Origin of the sequence: Rhizobium etli 8C-3, from assembly GCF_001908375.1 — a bacterium.
Lineage (GTDB): Bacteria > Pseudomonadota > Alphaproteobacteria > Rhizobiales > Rhizobiaceae > Rhizobium > Rhizobium etli_B.
Genome location: NZ_CP017241.1, coordinates 3,984,305 through 3,996,021 on the forward strand (window position 1 = coordinate 3,984,305; position 11,717 = coordinate 3,996,021).

10 protein-coding genes are annotated in these 11,717 nt (G+C 59.8%); 4 read left to right on the forward strand and 6 right to left on the reverse strand.

The window, feature by feature from the left end:
• Nucleotides 1–19: 19 nt before the first annotated feature.
• The 5 genes from AM571_RS19680 to AM571_RS19700 all read right to left on the reverse strand — a co-directional run bounded on the left by AM571_RS19680 (nucleotide 20) and on the right by AM571_RS19700 (nucleotide 6,589).
• Nucleotides 20–1,036, reverse strand: a complete 1,017-nt coding sequence (locus tag AM571_RS19680) for an iron ABC transporter substrate-binding protein (RefSeq protein ID WP_074062848.1) — start codon at nucleotides 1,034–1,036, stop codon at nucleotides 20–22.
• 137 nt (nucleotides 1,037–1,173) lie between these two features.
• Nucleotides 1,174–2,163 (reverse strand): Ldh family oxidoreductase, encoded by a 990-nt coding sequence (locus tag AM571_RS19685; RefSeq protein WP_074062849.1) that lies wholly within the window; start codon nucleotides 2,161–2,163, stop codon nucleotides 1,174–1,176.
• An 81-nt stretch (nucleotides 2,164–2,244) separates the two neighbouring features.
• Nucleotides 2,245–3,783, reverse strand: a complete 1,539-nt coding sequence (locus tag AM571_RS19690; RefSeq protein ID WP_074062850.1) for an aldehyde dehydrogenase family protein — start codon at nucleotides 3,781–3,783, stop codon at nucleotides 2,245–2,247.
• Between the two features lie 43 nt (nucleotides 3,784–3,826).
• Entirely contained in the window at nucleotides 3,827–5,110 is a 1,284-nt protein-coding gene (locus tag AM571_RS19695; RefSeq protein WP_074063373.1) for an NAD(P)/FAD-dependent oxidoreductase, read from the reverse strand.
• Between the two features lie 66 nt (nucleotides 5,111–5,176).
• Complete coding sequence (locus AM571_RS19700; protein WP_074062851.1) at nucleotides 5,177–6,589, reverse strand: VOC family protein; 1,413 nt, start codon at nucleotides 6,587–6,589, stop codon at nucleotides 5,177–5,179.
• A 107-nt stretch (nucleotides 6,590–6,696) separates the two neighbouring features.
• Between AM571_RS19700 and AM571_RS19705 the strand changes: the two genes are divergently transcribed.
• The 3 genes from AM571_RS19705 (at nucleotide 6,697) to AM571_RS19715 (ending at nucleotide 9,187) form a co-directional block, all read left to right on the forward strand.
• Entirely contained in the window at nucleotides 6,697–7,590 is an 894-nt protein-coding gene (locus tag AM571_RS19705; RefSeq protein WP_074062852.1) for a LysR family transcriptional regulator, read from the forward strand.
• A 72-nt stretch (nucleotides 7,591–7,662) separates the two neighbouring features.
• Nucleotides 7,663–7,899: an Lrp/AsnC ligand binding domain-containing protein gene (locus AM571_RS19710; RefSeq protein WP_016556708.1), complete on the forward strand. Its 237-nt coding sequence runs from the start codon at nucleotides 7,663–7,665 to the stop codon at nucleotides 7,897–7,899.
• A 121-nt stretch (nucleotides 7,900–8,020) separates the two neighbouring features.
• Nucleotides 8,021–9,187: a glycosyltransferase family 4 protein gene (locus AM571_RS19715; RefSeq protein ID WP_074062853.1), complete on the forward strand. Its 1,167-nt coding sequence runs from the start codon at nucleotides 8,021–8,023 to the stop codon at nucleotides 9,185–9,187.
• Here AM571_RS19715 and AM571_RS19720 read toward each other — a convergent pair.
• Nucleotides 9,163–10,041, reverse strand: coding sequence for a glycosyltransferase family 2 protein (locus AM571_RS19720; RefSeq protein ID WP_074062854.1), 879 nt, complete (start codon nucleotides 10,039–10,041; stop codon nucleotides 9,163–9,165). The genes AM571_RS19715 and AM571_RS19720 overlap by 25 nt on opposite strands.
• A 161-nt stretch (nucleotides 10,042–10,202) precedes the next feature.
• Here AM571_RS19720 and AM571_RS19725 point away from each other — a divergent pair, with 161 nt between their 5' ends.
• Nucleotides 10,203–11,717, forward strand: coding sequence for a lipopolysaccharide biosynthesis protein (locus AM571_RS19725; RefSeq protein ID WP_074062855.1), 1,515 nt, complete (start codon nucleotides 10,203–10,205; stop codon nucleotides 11,715–11,717).

Below are 11,717 nucleotides of genomic sequence, written 5' to 3' on the forward strand. Positions count from 1 at the left end.
GGGCCTGCGGCAGGAAGGCTCAGATCAGCCCCGCCGCCGTCATCAGCTCGACGACTTTCTTGCTGTCAAGCTCCGAAGCCTCAACCTTCGGCGCATTCAGATCGGCAAGCGGGACGAGCTTGTCGTTCGACTGGCCGCTGACTGCGTATTCGTAGGACGTGCCGTTCTTCAAGATGTCCTGCCCGGCTTTGCCGGCGACGAACTTCAAGAACGCCTGGGCTTCCTTCATATGCTGCGTCGACTTCAGGATGCCGCCGCCCGATACGCTGACGAACGCGCCCGGGTCCTGGTTCTTGAAGTAATGCAGGCCGACATTCTTGCTGTTTTCGCCAGTCTTCGCCTGATCGCCGAACCAATAGTAATGATAGATGAGCGCGCCTTCGACTTCGCCGGCATTGACAGCCTTCATGGCAATGCTGTTGCCCTTGTAAGGCGTTGCGTTTTCCTTCATCGCCTTCAACCATTGAACCGTTGCTTCTTCGCCCTTCAGCTGCAGCAGCGCACCGACGATCGCTTGGAAATCGGCACCGGCAGGCGACGCGCCCCAACGGCCCTTCCAGGCCGGATCGGCGAGATCGAGCATCGACTTCGGCAGCTTGTCTTCGGTAAGCTTGGTCTTGTCATAGACAAACACCGTCGAGCGGGCGGCGATCCCGGTCCACATGCCATCGGCCGGACGGTACTGCGCCGGGACCAGATCAAGCGTTTCCTTGTCGACTGGGGCAAAAAGGCCCGCGGAATCGACGAGCGCCATCGCCGGAGAGTTCTCGGTCAGGAAGACGTCGGCCGGGGAAGCGTCGCCTTCCTGGACGATCTGGTTGGCGAACTGCATATCGCTGCCTTGGCGCATCGTGACCTTAATGCCGGTCTGCTTGGTGAAGGCATCGATCCATTCGCGGCCGAGGCTTTCGTGCTGAGCGTTATAGACGACGATACCATCGGATTCCTGCGCATGCGCGCTGGATGCCAGCGCCGTCGCAGCAAGAACAGAGGCGGCCAAAGCAAGCGCGGAAAAGCGCGCAAGAGAAATTTTCATGATGCTCTCCATGGCGGTGTCACCCAAAGTCCCGGGTGATGCGCGCCCGGTATATTTTTCTTGATTTCGGGTTTCAAGTTTCGCCTTGCCGCCGGCCTTCACAAATACTTGAACCCATCCATCAACTCTAGAATGTCCTATATGGCCAGAATGGCGTCGATCACGTCATCCTCGACTTCGATGCCATGCTCCAGCGCGTATTTTCGAGCGCTCTGACCACGGCGACCGGGCAGGCGCACGCCGGGATCGGAAGAAATTTGAGCGGCAAGCTCGCCCAGACGCGATACCGCGAAGCTTCCACCGCTGGCTTCGGGATTGATGACGATCAAGGTCTGCCCAAGGCCGGGCGCTGTTCCTTTGTCATCGAACAAAGACGTGGATTCAAAGGAAAAATTGGCACCCGCAAGCGGTGCTGCGAGAATTTCGACCATCATGGCAAGGGCAGCACCCTTGGCCTCGCCGGACGGCACCATGGTGCCCTCCAGAGCGGCAACCGCATCGGTTGTCGGCTGGCCGTCACGATCAAGGGCCCAATCCGACGGGATCGATGCTCCCTTTTGCCGGGCGGCCATGATCTTGCCACGCGCAACGCGCGACAATGCAAGGTCGATGACAATCGGATCGTCTCCGGGAACGGGCGCTGCAAAGGCAATGGGATTGGTGCCGAAGACGGGCTTGCGTCCGCCCCAGGCAGCCATTGAAGCCGTGGCATTCGCAACCATCAGCGCCACGAGGCCAGCTTCGGCAAACCGTTCGACGGTCAGCGCAAGTACACCTGCATGATGCGAGCGGCGGATGGCGGCAAGCCCAATGCCCTGTTTGCGCGCCGTCTCCGACAGCAACGGCACGGCGAGATCGAAAGCCGGATAAGCATAGCCGTGGCAGGCGTCGATCTGGATGATGGACGGAAAGGGCTGGAAAACGACCGGCTTGGCTATTCCGTCGACCTTTCCGGACCTTGCCTGGGCCGCATAGGCCAGGACGCGGCGCAGCCCGTGGCCACCCTGTCCTGCGGCTTCTGCGGCAACCAGCGCACGCGCGACGGAGCGCGCATTGCCCTCCTCTACTCCGCTTCGCTTCAACGCGTCGATGACCAGCGCTTCGGCTGCGGCAAGTGTCATGTGCATGGAGAAAAAACCTTGGGCAAAAAAAGAAGGGACGATGACGGTGTTACGTCATCGTCCCTTCAGATTCAACGCGGCTCTCGATCACTCGACGTCGAACTTGACACCTTGGGCGAGCGGCAGCGTCTTGCCGTAGTTGATCGTGTTCGTCGCGCGGCGCATGTAGGCCTTCCAGGCATCCGAGCCGGATTCGCGGCCACCCCCAGTTTCCTTTTCGCCGCCGAAAGCACCGCCGATTTCGGCGCCCGACGGGCCGAGATTGACGTTGGCGATGCCGCAATCCGAACCGCGGGCGGAAACGAAGGTTTCGGCTTCACGCATGTCATTGGTGAAGATCGAGGAGGAGAGGCCCTGCGGCACGGCATTGTGCAGGTCCAGCACGTCGTCGAAATCGGTGTACTTCATGACATATAGGATCGGTGCGAAGGTCTCGTGTTCGACAGGACCGGTCTGAGACGGCATCTCGACAAGCGCCGGACGCACATAGAAGGCTTCGGCAGCCCCGTTTTCGACGCGCTCGCCGCCCGTGACCTTGCCGCCAGCCGACCTTGCCTCGGACAGAGCCGACTGCATCTTCTCGAAGGCCGCTTTGTCGATCAGCGGACCGACAAGCGTCCCGTTTTCCAGGGGATTGCCGATCGGGACCGATTGATAGGCTTTCTGCAGGCGAGGCACGAGTTTGTCGTAGATGCTTTCGTGCACGAAGAGACGGCGAAGCGTCGTGCAGCGCTGGCCGGCGGTTCCCATCGACGAAAAGGCAACGCCGCGCAGGGTCAGATCGAGATCGGCTGTCGGGCAGATGATGGCGGCATTGTTGCCGCCGAGTTCAAGGATAGCACGGGCAAAGCGCTGCGACAGGCGCGGGCCGACGGCGCGACCCATGGCCGTGGAGCCGGTGGCGGAAATCAGCGGTACCTTCGGGTGATCGACGAGGACCTCACCGACATCGCGGCCGCCAATCAGCAGCGTCGAAAGGTTCGCCGGTGCCTGCCCGCCTTCGGCGACGAAGCGCTTCAGAGCCTTTTCGAACAGCGCCTGTACGGCAAGTGCCGTCAGCGGCGTTTTTTCCGACGGCTTCCAAACGGTGGAATTGCCGCAGACGAGGGCAAGCGCTGCATTCCACGACCAGACCGCGACCGGGAAGTTGAAGGCCGAAATGATGCCGACCACGCCGAGCGGATGCCAGCTTTCCATCATGCGGTGCTCGGAGCGCTCTGTTGCAATCGTCAGGCCGTAGAGCTGGCGTGAAAGGCCGACTGCGAAGTCGCAGATGTCGATCATTTCCTGGACTTCGCCGAGACCTTCGGACGTGATCTTGCCGACCTCGACGGAAACGAGACGGCCGAGCGCCGGCTTTGCCGCGCGAAGCTCCTCGCCAAGCAAGCGGACGAGTTCGCCGCGCTTGGGCGCAGGGACTGCGCGCCATTCAGCAAATGCCTTGTGCGCTTCGTCGATCGCCTTTTTGGCATCAGCGACGGAATGTTCCTTGAGCAGGCCGATTTCCCTGCCGGTGATCGGCGAAGCGACGCGCAGCGAGCCGCCGGTATAGCGGGCCGCGTCGACACCAAGTTCGGAAAGCAGTTTCTGCGTCTCGGCTGCGAGATCGAGCGTAGCGATGGTCATTGTCGTGTTTCCAACTTTCTTGTTCTTGATTGCGAGCTTCTACTCAAAAGCGCGCGTCGGCGAAGTGAGCGACCTGGGCGCCGGCTTCGTACCACATTTCCCTGAGCGCGCGGAAACCGGGTTTGCGCAGGTCCGTGACCGGCAAGGGCAGGTCCGCTTCCGCGATCCTGCCCAATATATGCTGTGCCAGCGTGCGGCCGAAGACCGTACCAGGCGCAATGCCCCGGCCATTATAGCCGGAGAAGCCAACGGCATTCGGCGCGAACTTGTGAAAGCGCGGCAGCGCATTGTCGGTCATGCCGATCTTGCCGTACCATTCATATTCGAATTCGACGTCGCCGATCTGCGGAAAGAGCCTCTTCAGCGATCGTTTCGCCCAGCCTTTGTGAACTGCAGCGCCGGTATTGCGCAGCGCTCCGACACTGCCGAAGATCAGGCGCCCGGCATGATCCATCCGGAATGAGGACAGGATTTCCCGCGTATCCCAACAGCCCTCGCGACCGGGCAGAAGTGATTTGCGCAGATTGTCGCTGAGCGGCGCCGTCGCGAAATTGAAGTAGGGAAGATGCACTTGCTCGCCACGGACCTGTTCCCATGGCCCGGTGCTATAAGCATCCGTCGCGACGATAATCCAGTCAGCGGTCACTTGGCCGCTGTCAGTCTTCACCGTCCATCGGCTGCCGTTTCGCTCGGTTGCGATGACAGGGCTCGACGTATGAATCGAAACGCCCGCCTTGATACCCGCATGCGCCAGACCTCGAGCATAAGCGAGCGGCTGCAGTGTTCCCGCACGCATATCGAGCAGCGATCCGGCATAGGCACTGCTGCCAACGCGACGGGCGGTTTCTGCGGCATCGAGCAGCATCACCTTCGCCCCGCGCGCGGACCACTGCGCAGCACGCGCCTTAATTTCCCTCAACCCGTGCGCACCGACGGCGCAATGCAGCGTACCGTTCTTTTCAAGCTCGCAGGCGATGTCGTGCTTTTCGATCAACTCCATGACAAGGCGAGGCGCCTCGCCCAGCATATCGAGCAGGCGATCGCCGTAGATCTCACCGAGAACGCCAGGCAGATCGTCCGGCATCACCCACATGCCGGCATTGATCAGTCCGACATTGCGGCCAGCCCCACCAAAACCGATCTCCTTGGCCTCCAACAGCACGACCTTCGAACCGGCCTCGGCAAGATGAAGACCGGACGACAGCCCGGTGTAGCCGCCGCCGACAATCACCACATCGGCCGACGCCATGCCGTGAAGAGCCGATGTCTCGGGCGGCAGCGGTGCGGTCCTTTCCCAGAGCCCGTGGGAGCGGGGATCATTCAGCATGGCCAGTCCATTCAAAGCAATCGCGGCAGGCACTCTAGCGCCGTCCACGGCATTGCGGAAGCAGTCTCAGTCAACGGTTTTCAACGCCAGGCCGACGATCCCCAGCGTCTTCATCGCGAAGTCGAAAGAAGACGACTGGCGCTCGGCATAGAGCTTCAGGTCGTCCTGCACGGCCGCGCCCAACGCTTCTTCGAAAACTGTTCGGTTGGAGCGCGTGGCATAGTTCTCCTGCTGATCGCTACCGAGATTGGATTGAAAGATGCCTGCCGCGCTGACTGGTAAGAAATCCTCATAGACCAGCGGATCGAAAGCGAGATAGCGCTTGGCGATCAACAACTCCAGATCGGGCGGCAACTCGCCCTCGGCGGCAGCCGCGATGCCGGCAGGCGTGGCTGAATAGTGAAAGAAGGCAAGTTCATCCCGGCGCAGCGCATCCCAACTGTCGGGCAACGATTTGAAGCGCTCCGCAAGCTCGCAATCATAATCATTTGCCTTGGTTCCCGCAGCGCCGACCTGCACCTCGCTGCGCACAGAGGCAAGCAGCCGGTCGTAGAGTGCGCGCCCCTTTTTTGTCAGCGCAACGCCGCGCTGCTCGATCTCGCCGAAGCGGGCCGTATGGGTGCCCAGCGTCTTGCCCGCTTCATCTGCAAAGGCGATCGGCTCCTCCAGCGCCTTGAAACTTGTCTGGCGCAGCAGGATATCGCAGTCGCGCCGTGGCGGACCTTCGATGATGGCCTTCGGCGTGATGCCGCGCTCCGGCATGCGCCGCTGCACCTCGTCGATATCAAGCGTACGCGGCGTCAGATGGTTGATATGGGGGCCCTTGAAGCTGACCACATCGGCAATCAGGCGATGGGCATCGTGCAGACGCCTGTAGGTTGGTGCACTGACTGTTGCTTCGCCATGCCAGCGGAAGGTTTCGAGCGCCTCGGCGACGAATTCGGTGGCTTCTGCCTCCGTCAGGCCGCCATTCTGCTCATGGCGCTCGATCAAGGCAATGGCGCGCGACGTATAGATTTGCCGCTTGGCCAGAATGGTCTGCGCCTCGGCGCGAAGTCCCCGGTCGTCGATCAATTCGAGCCGGAGCAGCGAGGTAAAGACGCGGAACGGATTGACGTTGAGCGCTGCCTGATCGACCGGCCGGAAACAGGTGGAGTGCACCGGCACGCCCGCAACTGAAAGATCGTAGTAACCCACCGCCTGCATGCCCATGACGGCGAACAGACGGCGGATGGTGAACAGCTCATCAGCCGTGCCGAGGCGGATTGCCCCATGGCGCTCGACATCGATGCGATCGAGTTCGCCGGCGCGGTCCAGCCGCTCGCGCAATTTGGGGTTCCTTGCCAAGACTCCCGCATTCACGTCGGCCACAAGCTCGATCAGCGTGCCGTATTGCGGCACCTCCGTGCGATACATCTGAGACATCGCTTCGGTGAAGAGCGAACGGATACAGTCGGTGGAAACGAAGGTACTCGGCATCAGAACTCCGGGTCATTCCGATTTTGCAGGATAGAGCTCTTTACAAAGGCTCTTGCGGCGTGAATATCGACGTTTTGGAAACAGATCATTCTCAATTGGAATGAACCATGCTGCCCTCGCGACGATTTCTGCCGTCGATCTCATTGCTTGCCGCCTTCGAGGCCGTTGCCCGAACCGGCAGTGTGACGGCGGCAGCACGCGAGCTCGACCTTACCCAGAGCGCTGTCAGCCGCCAGATCAAGGCTCTTGAAGAACAGCTTGGCGCTGAACTTTTTCTTCGCGAACGCCAGACGGTGCGCCTCACGCTTGCGGGCGACAGCTACGCCCGCGAGATCCGCGAAGCACTTCGCCGAATTTCCAGCGCTTCGCTGAACCTGCGCGCTAATCCACATGGGGGAACGCTGAACCTCGCCATCCTGCCGACCTTCGGCACCCGCTGGCTGGCACCGCGCCTCGACCGGTTCCTGAGCCAGAATCCAGGCGTTACGATCAATCTCGTCACCCGGCTCTCCTCCTTCGATTTCCGGCTCGATTCCATCGACGCGGCTATTCACTTCGGCCATCCGCATTGGCCGGGAGCGGAATTGACCTTCCTGATGTCCGAAAAAACCGTTGCAGCCTGCAGCCCCGCCTTCCTGAGGCAGCACGCCATCACCAAACCTGAGGACCTGCTGGATGTACCCCTATTGCATCTGACGACCCGCCCTGATGCATGGGAGCGATGGTTTGCCGATAACAGAGTCGCCTTCCAGAACGTACACGGCATGTTGGTCGACCAGTTTGCGACGGCGGCCCAGGCAGCGATCACCGGCCTCGGCGTCGGGCTGCTGCCGACATTTCTCATTCAGGACGAGCTGAAGCGCGGTGATCTTGTCGCGGCGATCGGCCGGGAAATGGAAAGCAGCGAAAGTTATTATCTCGCCTGTCCTTTCGAGCGCGCCGACTATGCGCCGCTTTCAGCCTTTCGCGGCTGGATCACCGCAGAAGCAAAAGCAGGATGACGGAACGGCTTGCATCGGAAGAGCGCTTTCGAGCATTATGCGCCCCATCAGAATTTTTCGCAGGAAACGCCCATGAAACCCATTTTCGTCCAGCTCCAATGCGCGCCCGGCAAGACCTACGAGGTTGCCGACGCGATCTACCAGACCGAACGCGTCTCGGAGCTTTATTCGACGAGCGGCGATTACGACCTGCTTCTCAAGGTCTATATCGAGGAGGGCCAGGACATCGGCAAGTTCATCAATGACAACATTGCCAATATTCCGGGCATTGTTCGCTCGCTGACGACGCTGACCTTCAAGGCCTTCTGACCGATAGGATTAACCTTCTTCCGCAACAATCTATCCGCCGGTCTTTTCCGTAAACCGCGTTTTAACGCCATCCATTATCTGGTCAAAGCCGAGTTGCGGCCGTGTGGCCGGAAGGTGAACGATGTCAGCAGTGGAAACAGAGACCGTCACGTCGGTGCCGCAGGCAGGTGTTGTGCCACTGATCGTGCATGTCGTGCGCCAGTTCTTGCCCAATCGCGGCGGGCTCGAAGACGTTGTCGCCAATCTTGCCTACCAGACGATCAAGTACGGCTACCGCGTCCGCGTCATAACGCTCGATTCGCTCTTCACGTCGCGGGACAACAAACTGCCCGCTCATGAGACGATCGACGGCATCGAGGTGGTCCGCATCCCCTGGTCAGGCAGCCGGCGCTATCCGATCGCGCCGCAAGTCTTTCGCCACCTGGGGGACGCGGCCGTCATTCACGTGCACGCGATCGACTTCTTCTTCGATGCATTGGCCCTGGGACGCTTCCTGCATGGCAAGCCGATGATCGTGACCACTCACGGCGGCTTCTTCCACACTCGAAACTATGCCGCGATCAAGAAGCTTTGGTTCCAGACCCTGACACGCATGTCGGCAACGGCCTACACGCGCATCGTCGGCTGCAGCCTGTCGGATCTGCAGCAGTTTCGCAAGATATCGCCAGGAACGAGCATCCTGATCGAAAACGGCGTGGACATCGGCAAATTCGCCGACAGCGCATCCCACCAACCCCAGCGCCGCATCATTACCATCGGCCGCTTTTCCATCAACAAGCGCCTGGATCATCTGCTGGATGTCATGGTCGTCCTGAAAGCACGCAATCGGGAATGGCACCTCGACATCGTCGGGTCTGAATCCGACCTCAGGGAAGCAGACCTGCGGCGGGAAATCCAGGCACGCGGGCTCGAAACGACCGTGACGCTGACTGTTTCGCCGGACAACGATTCGATTGCACGCCTTATTGGCAGAACGTCGATTTTCGCTTCCGCCTCTGAATATGAAGGCTTCGGACTTGTCGCCCTTGAAGCCATGAGTGCCGGCCTTCTGCCGGTACTCAACGCAAATGCAGCCTATTGCGGTCTGGCCGCAAAACATCCGTTGCTCCGCCTTGCCGACTTTTCCGATCCGCAAGCCTCGGCCGATATTCTCGAATCGGCCTATCTTGCCCTTCCAGCTGATCCGGCAGGCATTCGCCTGACGCTGATGCAGGAAGCCGGCCGGTATTCGTGGCAAACGGTGGCGGGGCGCTATTTCAGCGTCTACGATTCAATCCTGAGCGACTGATCAATGCCGTTCCATTTCGGCCAAGCCTTGTACCCTTCGACGATCCCTTTGAGCCATGCTCGCTTGAACGCCGCTTCATCCGCATTGCAGCGGAAGCAGGCGACAAGCCAGCCGATCGCCGGGCGTGCAACTCTGTAGGTTACGTAGGGCAAGGAGAAATCGTGCTTGCGCAGCAGCGCACCGAAACCGCGGCCGTATTTTCGGGCCCGTTCGATCTGCTGGGTGCCGATCACGCTCACGACCTGATCATGATGGACGATGAGCTGCGGGAAATACGCGAGTTTTTGGCCAGCCCCGACGAAACGCAGCAGGAGATCGGCCTCCTCTGCGCTTTGAAACGGCGATGCCGACCCGACGCCCAGATTCTCGTCGAAGCCGCCGATTGAAGAAAGCGCTTCGCGACGAACGAAGATGCCGTTCGAATTGCCGCAACTCAGATAATTCCTGCGGGATATCTCTACGCTGCGATCCCCTGTCGGGCTAACGGAGGGGTTGCCGTCCGCATCAAGCGTTCGCCCCGTTACGATCGAAAGGGCGGGGTTTTCTCGAAAGAGCCGCGCTGCGGTTTCCAAAGTAGCCGGCTCGTACCAGCAGTCGTCGTCCGGAAAGCACACATAGCTTCCCGACGCTTTCGCAATTCCGTTGTTGCGCGCATGAGAAAGCCCGCGCCCGGAGCGGAGATGGCGAATGGGAAAGGAGGAAGCGAAGCGTTCCACCAGATCGATCAGCCGGCCATCTCCATTCTGATCAACCAGAATGATTTCAAAGGTCTTCAGCGTCTGCCTTGCCAATGATTGAAAGAGACGCTCGAGTTGATCGAAACGATCAACGGTACAGACAATGAGACTGAACAATCGATACCCCTGAAGGCAGAAAGCCGGCAATTCTCGGCGATTCTCATGATGACCACCGGTGCGACGTTTAACTGGACTTTAAGCGGCAAATATTAAGGTATCTGAAATAGACACTTCATTATGCGCTGTGGTCTCCGGGAAAAGGAAAAGCGGTAGTATTCATGGCGAAGAGCATAATGGCAAACTCGGTGCTCAATGCGGCAGCAGGCCTGACACTGCTTGCGACGGGTTTTGCATGTTCGATCATTGCCGCGCGCCTGCTCGGCCCGGAAGCGAACGGGATAATCGCATTTTCCCTGTGGCTGGTAACGACCGGAGCGCTTGTCGCAGAACTAGGCACTGGCGTCATGCTTCTGCGCATCCTGCCGCAACTGCGGGCCCAGGGCAGATCCTACGAAGAACGCCGCAGCTTTGCAGCCTATCTCGTACGGCCAACGATCGTTGCGTCGCTGCTGGTGCTCGCCGTTTATTTCCTCGTCTACTTCGAAGCCGAGCAGCTTCATTGGGCCGTCGGGACCCCGGCCGTGATTGTCATCACCGGCGTCCTCTTCCTTTTCCAGTCGATCGGCGCTTACACGAAGAACTATCTCATCGGGGAGCAGAACCTTTCGCCTTATTTTCGGCTGACGATCGCAAGCTCCATCCTGCAGGTCGTCATCGTGCTTGCAGGTGCGCTGCTTTATGGCGTCAGCGGCGCCTTGGCCGGTTATGCAGCCGGTCAGTTCCTGATGTTCCTCTTTACCCTCAGGATTGCCTCGGTCCGCGCAAGCTCATGTGGTATCGGCGTGAATTATCTTGCAAGCTCTTCATTCATTCTGTCCTTGGAATACGCAAACACATCGATCTTCCTAAACCGCATCGAGCTCTTCTTCCTTCAGAAGGACTTTGGCGTGGAGGCGGTCGGCTATTACGCCGTCGGTTTGTCGCTGGCCAATCTCGCGCTGCAGCTTCCCGTCCAACTGAGCGGTAGCCTTATCCCCTATTATTCGGAAAAGATTCATTCCAATCCCAACGGCAAACTCCCTGCAAGCATCTTTGAAGGGGTGGTTCGGAGCATTGCCTACATCACGCTGCCAATGAGCTTCGGTCTTGCCGCCATCGCCAAGCCGCTCGTCGTTGCCATCTTCGGTCAGCCCTTCGCGCCGGCCGGCGGCACGGTTGCCATCTTGGCGCTGACGGCCATACCTTACGTCTTCACGCAGATCTGCACGCAATATCTTTATTCCGTCAATCGAATCGGCGAACGGCTGATGATTGCAGGCATAGCCAGTCTTGTACTCGCCGTGGGTTGCTTTGCCGCCGTACCCTGGTTCGGCGGAGAAGGCGCTGCGGCAATTCGTTTTCTGGCATTTACGGTCATGTGCACGTTGATGGTCGCGCGGATCGACCTCGACGGCCCGATCTACCAAATATCGGTTCCAATTCTGCGCATCGCCGCTGCTGCGGCCCTTTGCGGGGCGACAGCATATGGAGCGATCCATTTCGTTCCAGGAATTGGCGGTCTTGCTGTCGCGGTTGTCGCAGCAGCGGGCGCCTATGGGATCGCCCTGCGCCTGCTGAACGCTGTTCCGGCTGCCGACATTGCGGTGATGGAACAGATCGTAGATCGCCTGCCGAAGATGGCGCATCCACTAGCATTTCATGCGCTGGCGCTGCTCACGCCGCGCAGAGCATGA

Coding starts and splice junctions, on each gene's coding strand:
- AM571_RS19710 (WP_016556708.1), top strand. CDS start 7,663: ATGAAACCCATTTTCGTCCAGCTCCAATGCGCGCCCGGCAAGACCTAC.
- AM571_RS19685 (WP_074062849.1), bottom strand. CDS start 2,163: ATGCACATGACACTTGCCGCAGCCGAAGCGCTGGTCATCGACGCGTTG.
- AM571_RS19715 (WP_074062853.1), top strand. CDS start 8,021: ATGTCAGCAGTGGAAACAGAGACCGTCACGTCGGTGCCGCAGGCAGGT.
- AM571_RS19680 (WP_074062848.1), bottom strand. CDS start 1,036: ATGAAAATTTCTCTTGCGCGCTTTTCCGCGCTTGCTTTGGCCGCCTCT.
- AM571_RS19705 (WP_074062852.1), top strand. CDS start 6,697: ATGCTGCCCTCGCGACGATTTCTGCCGTCGATCTCATTGCTTGCCGCC.
- AM571_RS19690 (WP_074062850.1), bottom strand. CDS start 3,783: ATGACCATCGCTACGCTCGATCTCGCAGCCGAGACGCAGAAACTGCTT.
- AM571_RS19695 (WP_074063373.1), bottom strand. CDS start 5,110: ATGCTGAATGATCCCCGCTCCCACGGGCTCTGGGAAAGGACCGCACCG.
- AM571_RS19700 (WP_074062851.1), bottom strand. CDS start 6,589: ATGCCGAGTACCTTCGTTTCCACCGACTGTATCCGTTCGCTCTTCACC.
- AM571_RS19725 (WP_074062855.1), top strand. CDS start 10,203: ATGGCGAAGAGCATAATGGCAAACTCGGTGCTCAATGCGGCAGCAGGC.